The organism is Marinobacterium rhizophilum, assembly GCF_024397915.1.
Taxonomy (GTDB): Bacteria; Pseudomonadota; Gammaproteobacteria; order Pseudomonadales; family Balneatricaceae; genus Marinobacterium_A; species Marinobacterium_A rhizophilum_A.
This window is the reverse complement of the sequence record NZ_CP073347.1, coordinates 763,991-783,078: the sequence shown is the minus strand read 5'-3', so window position 1 is coordinate 783,078 and position 19,088 is coordinate 763,991. Positions and strand designations below refer to the sequence as shown.

The 19,088-nt window shown below is 61.3% G+C and carries 19 protein-coding genes; 11 read left to right on the top strand and 8 right to left on the bottom strand.

Annotation, left to right across the window (positions count from 1 at the left end):
* Positions 1 to 1,575 (top strand): GMC family oxidoreductase, encoded by a 1,575-nt coding sequence (locus tag KDW95_RS03420; RefSeq protein WP_255854866.1) that lies wholly within the window; start codon positions 1 to 3, stop codon positions 1,573 to 1,575.
* 187 nt (positions 1,576 to 1,762) lie between these two features.
* Here the strand turns inward: KDW95_RS03420 and KDW95_RS03415 are convergent, their stop codons facing one another.
* On the bottom strand, positions 1,763 to 2,341 hold the full coding sequence (locus KDW95_RS03415) for a cytochrome P460 family protein (RefSeq protein WP_255854865.1): 579 nt from the start codon (positions 2,339 to 2,341) through the stop codon (positions 1,763 to 1,765).
* A 137-nt stretch (positions 2,342 to 2,478) separates the two neighbouring features.
* Here KDW95_RS03415 and KDW95_RS03410 point away from each other — a divergent pair, with 137 nt between their 5' ends.
* The 7 genes from KDW95_RS03410 (at position 2,479) to KDW95_RS03380 (ending at position 10,639) form a co-directional block, all read left to right on the top strand.
* Positions 2,479 to 3,297, top strand: a complete 819-nt coding sequence (locus KDW95_RS03410) for an AraC family transcriptional regulator (RefSeq protein WP_255854864.1) — start codon at positions 2,479 to 2,481, stop codon at positions 3,295 to 3,297.
* Positions 3,298 to 3,555: 258 nt separating this feature from the next.
* Positions 3,556 to 4,161 carry a VOC family protein gene (locus tag KDW95_RS03405; protein ID WP_255854863.1) on the top strand — a complete coding sequence of 202 codons (606 nt, stop codon included), beginning with the start codon at positions 3,556 to 3,558 and terminating at the stop codon, positions 4,159 to 4,161.
* A gap of 77 nt (positions 4,162 to 4,238) precedes the next feature.
* Positions 4,239 to 5,558, top strand: coding sequence for a HupE/UreJ family protein (locus KDW95_RS03400; RefSeq protein ID WP_255854862.1), 1,320 nt, complete (start codon positions 4,239 to 4,241; stop codon positions 5,556 to 5,558).
* A gap of 371 nt (positions 5,559 to 5,929) precedes the next feature.
* Positions 5,930 to 6,550 (top strand): hypothetical protein, encoded by a 621-nt coding sequence (locus KDW95_RS03395; protein ID WP_255854861.1) that lies wholly within the window; start codon positions 5,930 to 5,932, stop codon positions 6,548 to 6,550.
* 177 nt (positions 6,551 to 6,727) lie between these two features.
* Positions 6,728 to 7,456 (top strand): response regulator, encoded by a 729-nt coding sequence (locus KDW95_RS03390; RefSeq protein WP_255854860.1) that lies wholly within the window; start codon positions 6,728 to 6,730, stop codon positions 7,454 to 7,456.
* Complete coding sequence (locus KDW95_RS03385; RefSeq protein ID WP_255854859.1) at positions 7,456 to 8,235, top strand: substrate-binding periplasmic protein; 780 nt, start codon at positions 7,456 to 7,458, stop codon at positions 8,233 to 8,235. Before KDW95_RS03390 ends, KDW95_RS03385 begins: the two co-directional genes overlap by 1 nt.
* Entirely contained in the window at positions 8,228 to 10,639 is a 2,412-nt protein-coding gene (locus KDW95_RS03380; protein ID WP_255854858.1) for an ATP-binding protein, read from the top strand. Before KDW95_RS03385 ends, KDW95_RS03380 begins: the two co-directional genes overlap by 8 nt.
* 30 nt (positions 10,640 to 10,669) lie before the next feature.
* Here KDW95_RS03380 and KDW95_RS03375 read toward each other — a convergent pair whose 3' ends face one another.
* The 5 genes from KDW95_RS03375 to KDW95_RS03355 all read right to left on the bottom strand — a co-directional run bounded on the left by KDW95_RS03375 (position 10,670) and on the right by KDW95_RS03355 (position 14,083).
* On the bottom strand, positions 10,670 to 11,002 hold the full coding sequence (locus KDW95_RS03375) for a hypothetical protein (RefSeq protein ID WP_255854857.1): 333 nt from the start codon (positions 11,000 to 11,002) through the stop codon (positions 10,670 to 10,672).
* 72 nt (positions 11,003 to 11,074) lie between these two features.
* Positions 11,075 to 11,542 carry a methyltransferase family protein gene (locus tag KDW95_RS03370; protein ID WP_255854856.1) on the bottom strand — a complete coding sequence of 156 codons (468 nt, stop codon included), beginning with the start codon at positions 11,540 to 11,542 and terminating at the stop codon, positions 11,075 to 11,077.
* Positions 11,543 to 11,591: 49 nt separating this feature from the next.
* A complete protein-coding gene (locus tag KDW95_RS03365) occupies positions 11,592 to 12,500 on the bottom strand; it encodes a LysR family transcriptional regulator (protein ID WP_255854855.1) in 909 nt (302 codons plus the stop codon).
* A gap of 71 nt (positions 12,501 to 12,571) precedes the next feature.
* Positions 12,572 to 13,432 (bottom strand): SPFH domain-containing protein, encoded by an 861-nt coding sequence (locus KDW95_RS03360; RefSeq protein ID WP_255854854.1) that lies wholly within the window; start codon positions 13,430 to 13,432, stop codon positions 12,572 to 12,574.
* 195 nt (positions 13,433 to 13,627) lie between these two features.
* A complete protein-coding gene (locus KDW95_RS03355; protein WP_255854853.1) occupies positions 13,628 to 14,083 on the bottom strand; it encodes an NfeD family protein in 456 nt (151 codons plus the stop codon).
* Between the two features lie 325 nt (positions 14,084 to 14,408).
* Between KDW95_RS03355 and KDW95_RS03350 the strand changes: the two genes are divergently transcribed.
* The 3 genes from KDW95_RS03350 (at position 14,409) to KDW95_RS03340 (ending at position 16,983) form a co-directional block, all read left to right on the top strand.
* Positions 14,409 to 14,705, top strand: a complete 297-nt coding sequence (locus KDW95_RS03350; protein ID WP_255854852.1) for a SemiSWEET transporter — start codon at positions 14,409 to 14,411, stop codon at positions 14,703 to 14,705.
* Between the two features lie 200 nt (positions 14,706 to 14,905).
* Complete coding sequence (locus KDW95_RS03345; RefSeq protein ID WP_255854851.1) at positions 14,906 to 15,322, top strand: universal stress protein; 417 nt, start codon at positions 14,906 to 14,908, stop codon at positions 15,320 to 15,322.
* Between the two features lie 47 nt (positions 15,323 to 15,369).
* Positions 15,370 to 16,983: a BCCT family transporter gene (locus tag KDW95_RS03340; RefSeq protein ID WP_255854850.1), complete on the top strand. Its 1,614-nt coding sequence runs from the start codon at positions 15,370 to 15,372 to the stop codon at positions 16,981 to 16,983.
* A gap of 174 nt (positions 16,984 to 17,157) precedes the next feature.
* Here KDW95_RS03340 and KDW95_RS03335 read toward each other — a convergent pair whose 3' ends face one another.
* Both KDW95_RS03335 and iolB read right to left on the bottom strand, forming a co-directional pair.
* Positions 17,158 to 17,898: a dienelactone hydrolase family protein gene (locus tag KDW95_RS03335; protein ID WP_255854849.1), complete on the bottom strand. Its 741-nt coding sequence runs from the start codon at positions 17,896 to 17,898 to the stop codon at positions 17,158 to 17,160.
* Between the two features lie 373 nt (positions 17,899 to 18,271).
* The gene (gene iolB, locus KDW95_RS03330) at positions 18,272 to 19,078 is read right to left on the bottom strand and encodes a 5-deoxy-glucuronate isomerase (protein ID WP_255854848.1); all 807 of its coding nucleotides are present in this window, start codon (positions 19,076 to 19,078) and stop codon (positions 18,272 to 18,274) included.
* Positions 19,079 to 19,088 lie beyond the last annotated feature (10 nt).

Below are 19,088 nucleotides of genomic sequence, written 5' to 3'. Positions count from 1 at the left end.
ATGACCACTGCATTTGATTTGAACGACGACAGCCTGGTCGTAATCGTCGGTTCCGGCGCGGGCGGTGGCACCCTGTCACAGGAGCTGGCAGAGAAAGGTATCCGTTGCGTCGTACTTGAGGCCGGTAAACGTTTCGAAAGGTCGGATATCGAGAACGACGAATGGAAAATGTTCAGCAAGATCACCTGGCTGGACAAGCGAATCACAGCCGGCCCAACAGCACTGACGCAAACATCACCCAATCTGCCGACATGGCTGGTAAAAGGCGTGGGTGGCGCGACCATACACTGGGCGGGCGTTTCCCTGCGCTTCCAGGAACACGAATTCAAAATGCACTCGCTCAATGGCGATATTGCCGGCGCCAATGTACTGGACTGGCCTATCTCCTACGCTGATCTTGCCCCCTACTATGAAAAGGCGGAAGCCAAACTGGGGGTCACCGGTACCAAGGCCTCTGGCCTGCCGTATCATGAGCCAAGCAGTCACTTCAAGGTCATTGCCGAGGGTTCAAAACGTGTTGGTGCCCACTGTCGCCCGGCCCCCCTGGCGATCAATACCCAGGCGCGGGACGGCCGCCCTGCCTGCCAGGTGACCGGATTCTGCATGCAGGGATGTCGCTTCGGTGCCAAGTGGTCAACGATGGAGTCCTCCATTCCCAAGGCCGAGGCGACGGGCAATATAGAAGTCAGGCCCGATTCCATGGTCCTGCGCATCGAGCATGACAAGACAGGCAAAGTAACGGGTGTGCTCTACGTCGACAAAGCGGGTAACCAGCATTTCCAGAAAGCCCGCCTGGTTGCGGTGGCCGCCAACTCAATCGAATCACCGAGGCTGTTGCTTAATTCCGCCTCCGACATGTTCCCGGAGGGCATGGCCAACTCATCCGGCCAGGTGGGTAAAAACTACATGACACACACAGGCACCGGCATATACGGAGAAATGCCTGATACCGTCAACATGCACAAGAGCCCTGTCGTACCCGGCCTGGTTTCAACCTGGGCGGACAATGATCCATCTCGCGGGCACGTTGCCGGCTACGAGCTGGAAATATTGCACATCGGCCTCCCCTTCATGTCCGCGTTTCTCAAGCCCGGGGGCTGGGGACGCGAACTGGCCAATTCCCTGGCCAACTACGAAAACATGGCGGGCTTCTGGATCTGCGGCGAGGACCTGGCCGTGGAGTCAAACTCCATAACGCTGCACCCCACCGAGAAAGATCAGTATGGCTTGCCAATTCCTGTGGTTTACAAAGGCAATCATGCGAATGACACGGCCATGATCAAACACTCCAATCAGCAAGCAACCGCCATTCTTGAAGCGGCGGGGGCGACCAAGGTCAATGTCATGGACCGCTACCCGGCCAGCCACAACATGGGGACCAACCGCATGAGTGAGCGCCCACAGGATGGTGTCGTGAACAAATGGGGCCAATCCCATGACATTCAAAACCTGTTCATCTCGGATGGTAGCCAATTTACCTCCAGCGGCGCTGAAAACCCCACCCTCACCATCGTCGCGCTGGCGATCCGCCAGGCAGAATACATCGCCGACCAGATGCAAAAGCAGATGATCTAACGCCTGATCTTTCAACCCACTTTGGCGCGCGCCCAGCCGCGCGTCCTTTTTATTCCCCCTTGCAAGGTCACGCCTGGCATAAGCCTGGCCCTGACCTTGCACATTGTTCTGCTTCACCCATCAGGGCGTGCGCCTCACCAACCACCCATTACGAATAGCCCACCCGCTCCTGAGCCGGCTGCTCGTTTTACTTCACAAGCGGCGCCTGAAGCGTCGGGTAGCCTTCGGTGAAGACCCAGTCGTTCTGCTGTGCCGGTACATGACAGCCCTTGCAGGTTTCTTCAAAGCTGGCCGATGCGTTGACACTGGCCTCTTCGGCCTTGAACAGTGCCCAACCCCAGCCTTCGCCCCAGTGCGGGCTGTCAAAGCGACCCTGGGTATCCTTCACCATCACGAACCAGACCGCCGGATCCCTGGCCCACTGCGCAGGGCCGGTCGTCTTGTCGCCGGATTCAATAGTGCGGATTTCCTTGATCAGTACGGCACCATCGGGGAAGACGCCGTTTTCCCGAAAAGAACGGGCCGCCTCGGCCTGGGTATAGACATCATGAAAGCCCGCCCCCGGCGCCGTCGCCTCGGACACCACCCAGGAGCCCAGGTGAGTCCAGCTCAGTCTAAAATCGCTGGGCAGGGAAATGGCGCCGCCACTATCGACATGACGACTGTAGGTTTCCTCCGCCAGCGACCCGGCCATGACGCTGCCCGCCCCCGCCAGCATTCCCGCCAGCACTGCCGGTATCCATAGCCGCGTTGTCTTCCTGTTCATGTTGCACCTCCACTAGGTTTTGAAAGCGGGCCCGCCTGCGAAGACGCCGACCCGCGGTGGTCTCCATGCAATAGTGGACGACAAAACGAGACTGCTGATATCTTTAAGTCTTTATTAATTATCCAGGCGTATTTTATATGGACAGGCTCGCCACCCTGCTTCAGCATTTTCACCTGCGTGCCCGCATTTTCAACAGCGGCCCGCTGTGCCAGACATCGCGCTACGACAGTACCGAGGGCATTGGCCACATCCACCTGCTGAAAAAAGGCAGCCTGCGCCTGCAGGTCGATGGCGCCCCCGACCGCAGGGTGGAACAGCCCAGCCTGATCTTCTTTATGCAGCCCAGAGGCCACAGCCTGATACCAGGGCCGGAAGGCGCCGAAACGGTCTGCGGTGATTTCAGTTTTGGTTCAGGGCGCAATCCCCTGTCCCGGGCACTGGGTACCCCGATCCTGCTGGAGCTGGCCGAGCTCGAAGGCCTGGGCCGCACGCTGGAGTTGCTGTTCGACGAAGCCCTGACCGATCGCTGTGGCCGCCAGGCCGCCATCGACCGGCTCTGTGAACTGCTGATCATTCAGCTGTTTCGCCACCTGATGGACAGCAATACGCTGGATGTCGGTCTGCTGGCGGGACTCGCCGACCCCCGCCTGGCGCGCGCCCTGAACGCCCTGCACGAACTGCCACAGCACCCCTGGACCTTGGCGCAAATGGCCACCGAGGCCGGCATGTCCCGCGCCCGCTTTGCCTCGGCTTTTCGCGATACGGTCGGTCAGACACCGCGGGACTACCTCACCCAATGGCGCATCGGCCTGGCCCAGGCACTGCTGCGTGAAGGCCGGCCCACAGACTGGGTCGCCCATGCCGTGGGGTACAGCGGGCCACCCGCCCTGGCCAAGGTGTTCCGCCAGTCCCTGGGGCTGTCCCCCACCCAGTGGCTGAAAAGCACCAACACGTAAAAGCCGCACCCATCAGCCTGACAGTGGCTGCAACAGACTGTCGCAGCCCCCGCTGCGACAGTCTGCCGCTGCCGCGCCGCGCCCGCGTCGTTTTCCCGCCCTGGGTACCGTTCAGCCAGCCACGGGGCCCTGGCCAGACCGCCCCGAAACCGTGCCAGCACGGGCGCTGCCCGCTTTTGTGGCCCGTAACCCGGGTTGCTGGCATCCAACTTGCTGTGTGCTATGAGCGATCCCATAACCACAAGAAGGAAAACGCTCATGGCTTCACGTACTTTCAGCGCAACCCGGCTCGGCAAGGCAGTGGCAACGCTGCTGCTGGCCAGCCTGTGCTCCCTGGCAAGCGCCACCACTCCCGGGGTGCGCGGCACCGATCATTTTGGTTTCACCGTTCCCGACACCGATCAGGCCGTGGACTTCCTGGTGGATGTAATGGGCTGCCAGGCCTTTTTCACCATAGGTCCGTTCGGTCCCTTCGAGGACAACTGGATGCAGGACAACCTGGACGTGAACCCGCGGGCCACCATCCCGGTCGCCCACCTGGTGCGCTGCGGCAACGGCACCAACTTCGAGATTTTCGAATACACCTCGCCCGACCAGCGCACAGCACAACCCAAGAACAGCGATATCGGCGGTCACCATATCGCCTTCTATGTCGATGACCTGGACGCCGCCATCGCGTCCATGAAAGAACAGGGCGTAACCTTCCTGGGCGAGCCCCACCCCTTCACCGAAGGTCCTATGGCCGGTCTGACCTGGATTTACTTCATGTCACCCTGGGGCATGCAGATGGAACTGGTGTCGGCACCCAACGGAATGGGGTACGAGCAAACGACCCCGGACCGCCTCTGGGATCCCCGTAGCTAAACCCGCTCAGCTTTCGACAGACCCGCTGCCCCCACCCGGGGCAGCACTTTCTACCACCTTGTCCGAGGTGCCCCCCGATGAGCCAACCCCGTACACCTGCCCCTGCGGCACAAGAGCGCAAGACCTTTGCCCCCCTGCTGTCATCGTTGTCGATACTGTTGCTGCTGATCTGCGCCCCGGCCCAGGCGCACTTTCAGAACTTTCTTGGCCGTATCCTGCATGTCGAGGCCCAGGATGGCGGCACCCTGATACATGCCCGCCTCCCGCTCGCCTCGGTACTGTTGCCCCGCGACTGGGACCCGCTGCATCCGCTGCACGGTGTCCCCTATGCCCGGGCCAACCCGGTCGCCAGCGGCCCCGACGGCCTGCTGCTGGATACCGCCAGCCTGCAGGCCAATCCGCAACAGCTGCATGCACGGCTGGCTGCGGCACTGCAGCTGGTCGGCGCGTCACAGCCTGACGGGAGCCCAGCCGTTCCTCCCGTTGCGGCCCCCGAGATCCGCGCCATCCGCATCCAGCCCATCCAGGACCGCAGTCCTTTCAGCCACCTGTCCCAGGTCCGCACGGAACTGACCCGCCCACTGGATCTTGGCCAGGCCCCCCCGGCGCTGACGGACGCCGTCATCGACTTTCGGATTTTCTACCGCCAGCCGCTGCAGCAGCTCGCACAGATCCGCAGCAATCCGGCTGAATGGCCCGATATCGCCGCACGATCGATTAATATCCTGACCCTTCACCAGGATGGCGAGCGCACCCGCCTCACCTCCTCAGGTGTGCTGGCACAGCCACTTCAGGCGAGCAGCCCCTGGCAGCTGCGGGACAGCCTGGGTTCCGGGTTTTACCATGTGCTGATCGGGCTGGATCACGTGCTTTTCATGCTGATCCTGATTCTGGCGGCGCGTCACTGGCGTGTTTTCGTACACAACTCCCTGGCCTTCACCCTGGGTCATTCCGTCACCCTGGCGCTCGGTGCCGCGGGCCTGATCACCGGCGCCGCCTGGTTTATACCCCTGATCGAAACCGCTATTGCGCTATCGATTCTCTACAGCGGCGCCTGTCTGCTACTGGGCGCTCAGCAACGCCTGCTGGCCGGGCGGGTGTTCCTGATTGGTTTGCTACACGGCCTGGGCTTCGCCTTCATGCTGGCGCAGGCCAGCGGGCAGAACGCCGGCGACACGCTCCTGCTATGGTTCGGCTTCAACCTTGGCGTTGAGCTCGCGCAACTGTCGATCTATGGGCTGGCGCTGCCGCTGCTCTGGCTGCTCGGGCGCTACTGGCCGCCGCAAAGACTGGCGTTTCGTACCCTGCTGGCCACACCCTGCGTGCTGGCGGCACTCCTCTGGTCCGGCCAGCGCAGCCTGGATCTGATCGATGCCATGGGTTGGCAACTGAGCTAGTGCAGGTGCGTAGCTTCACAGCAACATGGAGCCCTGACGGTTTTCATCCGGTATTAAGCCGCCTATCGGCATCATATCCGCTTTCAGCCACGGCTCTTTGCGCTGCAACGGCGACTGCGGGCCCTGTCTAGCGCCGCTTTCAGGCGCTGGCGCGAGGCTTGCAAGTTGGCTATACTGCGCCGCTCGCGATGCAGTGCCCCTCGAGCTTAGGCACGAGCAGCGCGGTAATACCGACTTTGACGACGCAACCGCAATACAAGCTATCGCGATCCAGCATCCAGCCAGCGGCAAAATTGACAGTTTCCAGCCCGCGGGCAGCGCCCATCATGCCGGGCCTGGCATCTGCGTGAACCTCGACAGATACTACTCTTATGAACACCCGTTCCCATACCACCACCGTCCTGCGTGCGATCGTTCGTTTTGTCGCACTGGTTATCGCCATGCTCTGGGTACCGCTGGCAGTGAGCCTGGACACCGGCCTTTTCAATGGTGAAGTATCAGAAACCAGCGTCACTGAATTGTCGCAGGAAGCACTGCTACTGAGTTCTTCTGTACTTTTCTGGATTTTGTCGGCGCGTCGCCCCTTCGGCCGGGGCTTCTATACCCTGGTCGCCGGCTTTTTCAGCTGCCTGTTCATCCGCGAGCAGGATGCGGCCTTCGACCAGATCAGCCATGGCTTCTGGGTATACCCCGCCCTGCTGGTGGCCATTCTTACCCTGATTCTCGCCGCCTTCCAGCGCAAGACCATCATGCCCGCCATGGCGGCGGCAACACACTCGGTACCCTTTACCCATATCCTGATCGGCCTTGCCATTTTGCTGTTTTTCAGCCGCGTCCTGGGTACCGGGTCTGTCTGGGAGCTGGTCTTGCCTGCCCCCCATGATTCGCTGGCTAAAAACATCGTGCAGGAAGGGCTGGAACTGCTGGGCTACATCCTGATCTTCTATGGCACCCTGCTGTTTCGGCGCAGCAGCAAGCTCGATCCGCGCTAAGGCGTGTTAACCGGCATCGGCGCCCTTGCCCGCATACGGCCTCTGACACCGTCCCACCTTGCCTGACAGACACTGCCTTGTATGCCGTTGCGACAGCGGGCGGCGCCTGGCTGTCTGCATTCGCCTATATTGGTTACACTGCCTGCAACTTGCGCAATGTACGGAGTTGCCCCCTTAATGTCTGCCGTTGCCACGGTCATGGTCGTCGATGACGACGAAGTAACCCGCCAGTGCCTCTCCAGCTATTTCGAGCACGAAGGCTTCCGGGTGTTCTGCGCCAGCACCGCCGAGGAGGCCGAGTCACTACTCGGTACCGAGGCGATCGAACTGGTGCTGCTGGATATTCGTCTGCCCGGCAAGGATGGCCTGACCCTGACCCGCGAACTGCGCGTTGGCTCCGAGATCGGCATTATTCTGGTCACTGGCCGGGATGATGCCATCGACCGGCTGATTGGCCTTGAGTGCGGCGCCGATGACTACGTCACCAAGCCCTTCAACCCCCGTGAGATCCTCGCCCGGGGGAAAAACCTTATCCGGCGGGTGCGCCGCTGCCAGCAGCCCCAGACTGCCGCCGCGCCGGCTGCACACCTGAAAAGCTTTGACCGCTGGACACTTAACATGGACAGTCGCCAGCTGATCGACGCGCAGCACAACAGCACCACCCTCACCGAAGGTGAATTTCAGCTGCTGGCCACCCTCATGCGCCACGTCGGCCAGACCCTGAGCCGCGATCAGCTGATGGACCGCATGCGTAACCGCGAATGGGTACCCAGTGACCGCACCATAGACGTACTGATTGGCCGCCTGCGGCGCAAGTTGCACGACAACCCCGCCGACCCGCGGCTCATCCTTACGGTACATGGCGCCGGCTACCTGTTCACGCCCCAAAGCGTCGATTGCAGCTGATGCGGTGGCTCGCCACGGCACTGTTTGCCGGCCTTGTGCTGCCGGGCGCGGCGCTTGCGCAGAATCTTGTCGCCTGTGGCCATCCCATCTACCCGCCCCTGTCCTGGGATCAGGACGGCGAGCTCAAAGGCGTGGCACCGCACGTGGTGCAGCACCTGTTTGGCGAGCTCGGGTACAGCGTGGAACTGGCTGTGCGTGCCAACTGGAAACGCTGTCTGCGCGAGGCCAGAGCCGGCCAGGTGGATATCGTGGTCAGCGCCTATATCACCGATGAGCGCCTGGAATACCTTAGCTATGCCAACGACTACGTGCTCGACGACCCAGTGGCCATCTTCGTTAACCGCGAACGCCGCTTCGCCTTTAACACCCTAGAAGACCTGCAGCACAAAACCGCCGGACTCTTGCTGGGCGACAGCTTCGGTGATCAGTACGACCAGTTCGTACGCCGCAATGGCCGGGTCGAATGGGTCTCCAGCGGGGAGCAGAACTTTGCCAAGCTGGCGCTGGGGCGTATCGACTATATGCCGCTGGGCCGCGAGACCGGCCGGCTGCAAAGCCTCAGGCTCAAGCTGGACACGCAGATTGAACCCCTACCCCGTTCCCTGACGACCGAACACTACTACATTGCGGTGCGTCGTGGCGGCGAGCTGGAACGGCACCTGCCTTACATCAACCGCCGGCTGGGCGAACTGCGCGCCGATGGCAGCCTGTCCCGGCTGAAACTGCTTTACAGCCGGCAGTACCTGGCACCGCAACCCCAGGCGCCCGCGCATGACTAAGCCCGCCGGCATCAGGCAACTGCTGCGCTACCCGCGTGAGCACCCGCTGGGCTACCGCATGATGCTGCGCGTACTGGGCTGCAGCTTCATCTTTATTCTGCTGTCCACCGCCCTGCAGCTGAGCCTGGACTACCGCCGCGAAATGCAGGCCATCGACCAGCGCCTCGAGCTGATACGCAGCAGCTATCTCACCAGCCTGGCCAGAAGCCTGTGGGATCTCGATGACGCCCAGCTGCGCCTGCAGCTCAACGGCATCCTCACCCTGCCTGATACCCTGGCGCTGCAGCTCCAGGACACAGGCCCAGGGCCGGATCTCAACCTGGGCCAGGATCTGCAGCGGTTTAGCGGCGCCTACCGTCAGCACAGCTTCGAGCTGGTCCATACGCTGCCCGGCGGCGAACAGCGACGGCTCGCGCGCCTGGTGGTCACCACGGACCTGCAAGCTCTTTACCACCGCCTCTGGAGCACCGGCCAGCACATTCTGCTGAGCCAGAGCGCGCTGGTGCTGCTGATCACCCTGGCATTGCTGATCATCTTTTCGCGCCTTGTCACCCGGCATCTCGAGAGCATGGCACGCTTCAGCCACCGCATTGGCGCCGGCGATCTGGCACAGCCACTGCGACTGGAACGCCAGGTGCCCGGCGTCGCCGACGAACTGGACCAGGTGGTCAATGCCCTCAATGAAATGCGCCAGGCCATCCGTCGGGATATTGACCGGCGCGACCAGGAACAGCAGGCACTGCGTTACAACCGCGACCAGCTCAGGGCACTGGTCGACAAGCGTACCCAGAGCCTGCAGCAGGCCAAGGACAGCGCCGATGCCGCCAACCAGGCCAAGTCCCAGTTCCTGGCCACCATGAGCCACGAGATCCGCACACCCATGAACGGCATGCTGGGCATGATCCAGCTGCTGCAGCACGCCGACCTGCCGGCCACCGAGCGCGGCCAGCTGCGCATACTGCACCAATCCACCGAAGCGCTACTTGGCACCCTCAATGCCGTGCTGGACTACGCCCGGCTGGAACACGGCCTGCAGCTGCCGCCGGCGAGGGGCTTTTCACTGCAACAGCTTATCGATGACCAGGCTCAGCTGCTGCAGGCCCAGGCCGATCAAAAGGGGCTGCGCCTGCACACGGAGCTCGATCCACAATTTCACGACGCCTGCCACGGCAGTGACGCCGGCCTGCGCCAGCTGCTCGGCAACCTGCTCAGCAATGCCATCAAGTTCACTCCCAGCGGTGAAATCAGCCTGCGGCTGTGCAGGCTCGATAACGGCAGCGACACCCGGCAACGGCTGCGCTTCTGCATCCAGGACAGCGGTATCGGCATCGCGCCTGAGCTGCAGCAGCATATTTTTGAGCGCTTCGCCCAGGCCGATGACAGCATCACCCGCAGCTTCGGCGGCACCGGCCTGGGGCTGGCCATCTGCCGGCAGCTGGTCACGGCCATGGGGGGCGAGATCAGCCTGCAGAGCGAACCGGGCCAGGGCAGCACCTTCTGCTTCGAGCTGAGCCTGCAGTGCCTGGCAGGCCTGCCGAGCAGCGAAGCACAGCCGGCACAGCCCCTGCCATCTGACTCGCTACCAAGCCTCAGCCTGCTGCTGGTGGAAGACATGGCCATAAACCAGCAGGTCGTCACCGCCTTGCTGGAACGCCACGATCACCTGGTGACACTGTGCGAAGACGGCCTGCAGGCCATCGCCTGCTGCACACAACAACGCTTTGACGCCATCCTGATGGACATGCACCTGCCCCTGCTGAGCGGCCTGGATGCCAGCCAGAAGATTCGCAGTGACAGCCGCTCACTCAACCGCGATACCCCCATCATTGCCCTCACCGCCAGCGTGGGGGCACAGGACATCCGCCGCTATCTTGGCCATGGCATCAGTGCTGTCGTTGCCAAGCCGGTGCAACAGGACAAGTTGATCGATGCCCTGCAGGCCGCGTGCGGCATCCCGGCCGGCTCAGCCGTTGCTGCGTCGCCCTCAATGCTGACAGCCGTGATCCCGCCAGGGCCCAGGCAACCGCCGCCACTGCTGGACGAAGCCCTGCTAGGCGCCCACCAGCAGGCGCTCGGGGACGCAAAACTGCGCGCCCTCATCGAGCTATTCAGTACAACCCTGGATGCGCTTGTGCCCCAGCTACAGCATGCCATCATGGAAGGCGACCGGTTCGAAATCGCCTCTGTGGCCCACCGCCTGGCCGGCAGCTGCGACACCCTAGGCCTGGCCCGTGCCGCCAGGGGGCTGCACGACCTCGAGCAACGGGCAGAACAGCCCCCGGGGGATAATGATCTGCAGCACGTAAAACTCCAGCTGAAACAGGCATGGGCCCAGCTGGAACCCGTGCTGCGGCACAGCCAGGCAGCCGCAAACAAGGTTCTTGGCGGACTTTCGGGGACCTGAAGATTGGCAGACAGAGTAGCAATGCAGTGGCTATCGACAAACAAACGGGATCACAAGGACGATCTGGCAGGACTCGGCAATGCGGTGCGCATCGTCGTCGAAACCACCGAAGGTGGTATCTTCAGCCGCGACTTCCAGCAGCTGTTCAAACCGATCAACTACGCAGTGTTCCTGCTGCCCGGTGTTAACCGCTCGGAAGTGAAGTCGATCTGGACCCCCAACGTGCGCTGGACCGAGGTCACCGAAGAAGGCTTTATCGGCGGCCCGGTGATCCCCGACGATTGCAACGGCTCTCATCTGAGCCTTGAGAACCTGCGCACCAATGTCATGCGCTCCGGCAGCCATAGGTTGCGGCGTAAACACCCTAATCACCCAGTGCTCAGAGCCTTTAACAGCCGCGAACAGGAACGCCCACAGGGTTTCAGCCCGCCGGATTCACAGCCAGCGGCGCACCCGGGCCCGGTATGCCCGATAGGCATCCTTGAAGATGGACTCCAGCAGTGCTTCTTCAGGCCTGATCTGAAAACGGTTCATGTACAGCACGAACAGTACGCACATCACCATGGCATACGGGCTGGACAGGTAACAGCCTAGCGCCAGCAGGACAAACAGTAGCCCCACGTACATCGGATTGCGGGTGATCGAGTAAACGCCCGTGGTGACCAGTGCAGTGGCACGCCTGTGCAGCATCGGATCAACGGTCGTCTGCGCCCGCCGAAAGGCCAGCACACCGGCAACGGCCAGGAACCCGCCCGCCAGCAGACAAAAGACAGCCAGCACCCGCCCCACATCGGCCACAGGCGCGGGTCCCGGAAAAACCCGTGCAATAGCGATCATGCAGAGCGCGCAAATCAGCACGATCGCCAGGGGCGGCACCTTGGTTTCCAGCTGATCAACCGTCATCCTGTTGCACTCCTCACCCGTGCGCGTACCGCGTACGCGGGGCCCTCGATTACCCGTGGGTGGAACCGGGCGCTGCCGAGGCCGCCGCACTGCTGAGTGAATCAATCAACCAGCGACCCGCCGGCCCCGGGGCCTTGTCGCGACTCCAGATCAGATCGATGCCGGTCTGGATATTAACTTGCTGAAAACCCAGCGCCAGCTGTTTGACCTCCTGGCGTTCCAGCGCGTCCTGCACAAAATGACGCGGCAGATAGGCCCAGCCAAAACCCTCGCGCAGCAGCGCCAGAATGCCGTACTGGCTCTCGACTCGCCAGCTGCGCCCGCCCTTGAGCTCGGGCTGGCGACTGAAATGCATGGCCCGGGTGGTGGCCATCAACTGGCGATACTGTTCCAGGTCCGCCAGCCCCACGCTGTCGAGCGCCGCCAGCGGGTGAGAAGGCCCGGCCAGGGCCAGCACTTCGACGTGCCCGATGCCCTTGAAGTGAAACCCGCGGGGGTAAAACTCCTGTTCGAACATAACGCCAAGATCAACCCGGCCGGTGCTCACCAGCTGTGCCACATCGCTGCTGGTGGGGTTGAGCAACTCCAGCTCCAGGTGGGGAAAGGTCTGTTCGAAACCGCGCAGCGTTTGCACCAGGGATTCCAGCGGAATGGCCGCATCCACCGCCAGGGCCAAGCGGGATTCAAGCCCCTGGTTGAGGGCGGCGGCACTGCTGCGCATCTCGTCACAGCGGTGCAGGATCGCCTGGGCATCGGCCAGCAGGGCCTGACCCGCCGGAGTCAGCACCGGACTGCGGGCGCTGCGATCAAACAGGGCCACACCACAGTCGATCTCCAGATGGTTCACCGCCACGCTCACCACCGATTGCGCCTTGCGCAGGTGCCGCGCGGCGGCGGAGAAGGAGCCCTGCTCCGCCGCCGCAACAAAGGCCTGCAGCTGCTCGATGCTAAAGCCCATCAATGCCTCCCCGAAACAGGAACCTGTGCCAGGAGACTGCGCACCGCCCCGTCAAGCACCGCCACTGCCAGCTACTTGCTTAAACCGCCCATGATGCCGCGCACCGCCGCCGGAATATCTCCAGGCAGGATCACGGTCTTGGCATTGTCGGATGCCGCCAGGTCTTTCATGGCCTCGATGTAGCGCTCACCCAGCAGGTACATCACCGGCAGTTCGTTGTTCTGGATCGCCGCGGTGACCTTTTCGATGGCGGTCTGGCTCGCCTGGGCCAGCACCACCTGGGCCTCGGCATCGCGACGTGAAGCCTCCAGCCGGCCTTCGGCCTCCAGAATGGCGGCGGCCTTTTCACCGTCGGCACGGGTCACGGTGGCGCGGCGGCCACGCTCGGCGGCGGCCTGCTCTTCCATCGCATGCTGCATGGTGTCGGAGGGGTTGATGTCCTGAATTTCTACGGTTTTGAGGGTAATGCCCCAGTCGGAGATATCATCGGAAATGGCGCCCTTGAGCTTGGCCTTGATGGCATCGCGGTTGGACAGCGCGTCGTCCAGGTCCATCTCGCCCACAATCGATCGCAGAGACGTCTGCACCAGGTTCTGGATGGCAAAGCGGTAGTCCTCCACGCCGTAGACCGCCTTCTCCGGCGATACGATATTGATGTAAGCCACCGCGTTGGCAATGATCACGGCGTTATCCCGCGTAATCACTTCCTGGGACGGAATATCCAGCACGATGTCCTTGGTCGTCACCTTGTAAGCCACCGCATCGATGTACGGAAAGATGATATTGAGGCCTGGCCCCAGAGTCTTGTGGTATTTGCCCAGACGCTGCACCACGAACTTGCTGCCCTGGGGTACGGTTTTGACGCCCAGCGCCACAGTAACCACCACCAGCACCAGAAAAATACCGGCGAGTACGATTCCATCAATCAACATAAGTACTACTCCTTCAGACCTTCTGACTTATTCACCCGGCAATGAAACAGGCATCCCTGCCTATTTCATCGGTCGTCCTTGAAAACCGGGCGGAATTTTGCGAAATCCCTTGTTTTTCAAAGACTCGCATTGGCCTTCAGCCAATGATGATGCATCCATGCATCATGGAATAATGAACGGTACTTTCATACCGACTTATGAGCGTTTTTCCACGATCAGGGTATTACCCGACACATCCTTGACGTGCACCCGGTCTCCCAGGGCAACTTCGCTGTCGCAGATGAAATCCCATTCATCGTCCCCCAGCAGCGGCGTGGTAAAACGCACCACACCGCGTCCGCCGGGCTCTGGCACCTTGATAACCTGGCCACTTTCACCACTGATAGCTTCACGCGCAATGCCCGCCTTGGTGCGATCCACCATCAGTGGCTTGAAGAACCGAAACCAGAGCGCCGCGAACAGGCTGGAAAACAGCGCCCAGAGCACCAGTTGCCAGCTGAAGGCGAAATCCGGCACCAGCCAGAGCACCGCTGCCACGATGACCGCGCCCAGCCCAAACCAGAAGATAGTAAAGCTCGGGATGAACACCTCCGCCATCACCAGCAGCATGCCAAACGCCAGCCAGTGCCAGTCCTGTATTACAAACTCCATTGGTCTCTCCTGCAAAACTCCGAAAATCAAGGTACCCCAAAATCCGGGGGCACGACAGCCCGAAGCTCAAAAAGCCTTCACGATCAGTCTCTTTCGGCCACTATTAGCAAATCGATGTGGGATGAATAAATATAATCCCTGCGCCTGACTTTTATCACTTGAATAAGCGCATTGTGCTTCCTAAAATGCCGCTCATTGAGAACCGTGACGAACCTTCTGCGTTCGCAGCCTCACAAATAGCACCACTTTACTCACGTACCCCAGAATTTTGATGACAGCGGTCCCTTGACACCGCTGTGTGACGGACTGATACCGAGGCTCCATCATGGACAACACTACACTGGTCGGCATGCTTGCCGCCGTTTGCACCACCGCCGCCTTCGTGCCCCAGGTGCTGCAGATTTTGAAAAGCGGCAATGTCGACGGCATTTCCGTCGCCATGTATTCGACCTTCACCTTCGGCGTCACCATGTGGCTGATCTACGGCATCATCCTGCAGGATCTGCCGATGTTTCTGGCGAACCTGGTGACCTTCCTGCTGTCCTCCTCCGTGCTGATCTTGACCCTGCGCAAACGGTGGCAGAATCGCCGTGCCCCGAAGGGCGTTATCCCTCACGTCTGAAGCCCGTGCAAGCCCATTCCCCTGAGAGCAAAGCCGGCCTGCGCCGGCTTTGCTGCATTCAAACCCGGAAAACGCCCGCCGATACCGAATTTCTGCGGTTAATTTCGCCGGATTCCCCCTTATTGTTCAAGCATCTGCAATAATTACAGCGCTAACTCACTCTCCAAAGTGCCATCCGCCACCCACAGGGAGAAAATCGCATGTATAACCACATCATGGTGCCGGTCGACCTGGCCCACGCAGACCAACTGAGCAAGGCGCTGCAAACAGCTGCCGACCTGGCACGGCTTTACCAGGCTTCCGTCTGTTACGTCGGTGTCAGCGCCAGTACACCGAGCAGCGTTGCCCATACGCCGGACGAGTTCACCCGCAAAATGGAGCAGTTCGGCCAGGCCCAGGCCGCAAAACACCAGCTCCCCAACGTCAGCAGCGCCGCCTACATCAGTCACGACCCGGCCGTCGACCTGGATGACACCCTGATGCGTGCCGCCAAGGATTCCGGCGCTGACCTGGTCGTGATGGCATCCCATGTACCGGGGTTGCTGGAGCATGTGTTCGCATCCAATGCGGGGTACTTCGCATCCTTTTCCAAGGTGTCCGTGCTGGTTGTCCGCTAGCCGTGCGCGTTAGCCGTTTTTCACCACTCAGTCGATAAGGGAGACACATGACTGAACCAACCGATATAACCCCAGACGGGGATTCCACCCTGATTGAAACTGACTATGAAATCGGTCAGGACAATATCAATGCTCAGATAGGCCCCTTCAGTCTTGATTTCCATAACCCGGTCTTTCTGATCTCTGGCCTGTCCATCGTCGCCTTTGTCTTTCTGACCCTGGCGTTCCAGGACAGCGCCGGGCCAATGTTCAACGCCATGCGCGTCTGGCTGACCTCAAACCTGGACTGGTTCTTTATTTCCTCGGCCAACATCTTTGTGCTGCTGTGCCTGGTACTGGTGGTTTCGCCACTCGGGCGCGTGCGCCTGGGCGGTACCGATGCCACGCCCGATTATTCCTATAGCGGCTGGTTTGCCATGCTGTTCGCCGCCGGCATGGGCATCGGCCTGATGTTCTACGGCGTATCGGAGCCACTGTCGCATTTCTCGTCATCCTTTGCCGAGGGTGCCGGCTCGGCAGACAGCTGGGCTCCTCTGGCCGGTGCACCGGGTGATGCCGAAGCCGCGCGGCGCTTGGGGATGGCCGCTACCATCTACCACTGGGCACTGCACCCCTGGGCAATCTACGCCGTTGTGGCACTGGCTCTGGCCCTGTTTTCGTATAACAAGGGTCTGCCACTGACGATGCGCTCGATTTTCTACCCGATCTTCGGTGAGCGCATCTGGGGCTGGACCGGCCACTGCATCGACATCCTGGCAGTCTTTGCCACCCTGTTCGGCCTGGCAACCTCCCTGGGGTTTGGGGCGGAACAGGCCAGCGCCGGGCTTGAGTTCCTGTTCGGGCTGCCGGCTTCCGAAACCACCAAGGTTTTCCTGATCATCGGCATCACCGGCATAGCATTGCTGTCCGTGGTGGCCGGGCTTGATGCCGGCGTCAAGCGCCTGTCGGAAATCAACATGGCACTGGCGGTATTGTTGCTGCTGTTCGTGGTCGTCGTCGGTCCGACCATCGCCATTGTCAGTGGTTTCTTCAACAATCTCTGGGCCTATGTCCAGCACCTGCCGGCACTGGCAAATCCTGTCGGGCGCACCGATGCCAACTTCAGCCAGGGCTGGACCGCCTTCTACTGGGCCTGGTGGATTTCCTGGTCGCCGTTCGTTGGCATGTTCATCGCCCGCGTGTCCCGTGGCCGCACCGTGCGCGAGTTCATCACCTGCGTCCTGCTGATCCCGTCCCTGGTCAGCGTGTTCTGGATGACCGCCTTTGGCGGTACCGCCATCAGCCAACTGGTGAACGACGGCATCCAGGCCGTGGCCAGCGCCCCTCTGGAACTGCAGCTGTTCTCCATGCTGGAGCAACTGCCGCTGACCCAGATCACATCCTTTATCGGCATCGTGCTGGTGATCGTGTTCTTCGTCACCTCGTCGGACTCCGGCTCCCTGGTGATCGATACCATCACCGCCGGCGGCAAGATCGATGCCCCCACCCCGCAACGGGTCTTCTGGTGCGTATTCGAAGGCCTGGTGGCCATCGCACTGCTGCTCGGCGGCGGACTGGGCGCCCTGCAGGCCATGGCGGTGTCGACCGGCTTCCCGTTCACCATCGTCCTGCTGCTGGCCTGCTTCGCCATCGTCAAGGGACTGATGAGCGAACCGCGCTAACCGCCTGTTATCGTTAAATCTCAACACCCGGAAAAACACGAGGCCCCATTCGGGGCCTCATGTGTTTATCGTCCATAATAGTCGGGCCATGCTCCCGGAATTCGTACGCTCATTCCAGACTACGGGCTCTTATCAAGCTTGAACCTTTCTCCTTTGGCCTTTACTTCCCCGCGACTAGTTGCCCAGCTGCTCATCCAGAAAAGTGGCGAAACGCTTCCACGACTGCCTGTCCGCTTCTTCGCGGTAACTCTCGCTATCGAACACCGTAAAACCATGGGGAGCGCCGCTGTAGGTGATCATCTCGTGGGGCACGCCGGCCGACTCGAGTTCGGTCCCAAGGCCCGCAAAGTCACTCAGACTGATGGCGGTATCGGCCGAACCGTGCAGAACGAGCAGTTTGCCCTGAGTCGTACTGTAGTCCTGGCCCTGCGGGGTACTCAGGCCACCATGAAAGGTCGCAAAACCCTGCAAAGGTGCGCCAGAACGGGCCAGCTCCAGTACCGCAGCACCGCCGAAACAATAGCCCGCGGCTACCGCCAGATCGGTATTGGCACCCTGCGCCCGGGCGGCTTCAAGCGCGCCGTTCATCAGCGCCCGCATCTTCTCCCGGTCCTTGTACAGTTCGCCCGTGTGCTGGCGCTTGTCTTCCATCGCGGTGGGCCGAACCCCGGCGCCAAACAGGTCGGCGGCAAAGACGGCATATCCCATGTCAGACAGCATTTCGGCACGCCTGACCTCGTAGTCAGTCAGCCCATCCCAGTCATGAATCAGCAGCACCAGCGGCACTTTCGACCCCGGGCTGACATAGTAGCCTTCATAAGCCTGACCATCGACCGTATAGGTCACCGCTTTGCCATCCGCCAAGGCACTTGCGGATACCAGACTCAGCGAGAGCACCCCCAGTAATGCACGCATAAAATACCCCCCGTGAAAGATCACATAGCATGACACCGGTTCGCAGCCGGCGACCCGGTGCCAGTTCACCCGTGGAGTAACTATAGATCAGCGCCAGCCCCTAACCTTGCATGAGCCTGCGAATTCCGAGAATGGCGGACAGGCGTGAGGTTCAAGGAGCAAGGGGGAAGGGGAAAGGGGCAAGGGGCAAGGGGCAAGGGGCAAGGGGCAAGATAAAAACACAGGGCTTCGTCGCGGGGCACGACTCCTGCGCGTGCCCCCTAGCCGCAGTCTGGGTTGAGCCTGCGAACTCCGGGGGATTGATTAACCTCAGCAACCCAGCCCGATCATTGCGACGGCCGGGTTGCCGCTAGCCGGATAGCCTATGGCGCCATCAGCTCTTCTGTAGCAGCCACTCGTGGTCCGGATCATTGTGGAAGATCCAGGTGCGTTCGGGGCCCGCCATCACGTTGAGGTAATAAAGATCGTACCCGTGGGCTGCGCCCACCGGGTGATACCCTTCAGGCACCATGACCACATTGCGGTCTTCCACCGCCATGGTTTCGTCCAGGCTGCGATCATCGGTATAGACGCGCTGGAAAGCAAAGCCCTGGGACGGATTGATGCGGTGGTAGTAGGTTTCCTCCAGACGGGTTTCCGCCGGCGCCGCATCACGATCGTGCTTGTGTGGCGGGTAGCTCGACCAGTTGCCACCCGGTGTGAAGACTTCACACACCAGCAGGTGCTCGGCCGCCATGTTGCCGAACAGGATATTGCAGACGTGGCGCTGGTTGGTGCCCTCGCCCCGGATTTCGTAGCGCGTATCGGCCGGCGTAATCAGGCGGGCACCAAACTCGCCTTTGGCCGGCGCCTTGCAGACGGCCAGCTCAAGCGCGGTACTGGCGGTGACGCGAAAGCGATCCGACGGCGGTACATAAACGCTGTAGGGCGCCTTCTGCTCGAACACGCTCATGCGCTCGCCAAGCCCGCTCCAGCTCTCCTTTTCGGTGGCGACATCCGCCAGGCCGCTCACCAGCACCAGACAGACTTCCTGGTCGCCGGTGGCCTGCTCCAGCACCTGGCCGGGCTGCAATTGATAGACCTCGAAACCAACGTAATCCCAACCGGCGGAGGCCGGCGTAATGCGCTGGATACAACCCTGCTCATCGGGCGTGCTGGGGCGGGACAGAAGCTTGGACATGAATCTCACC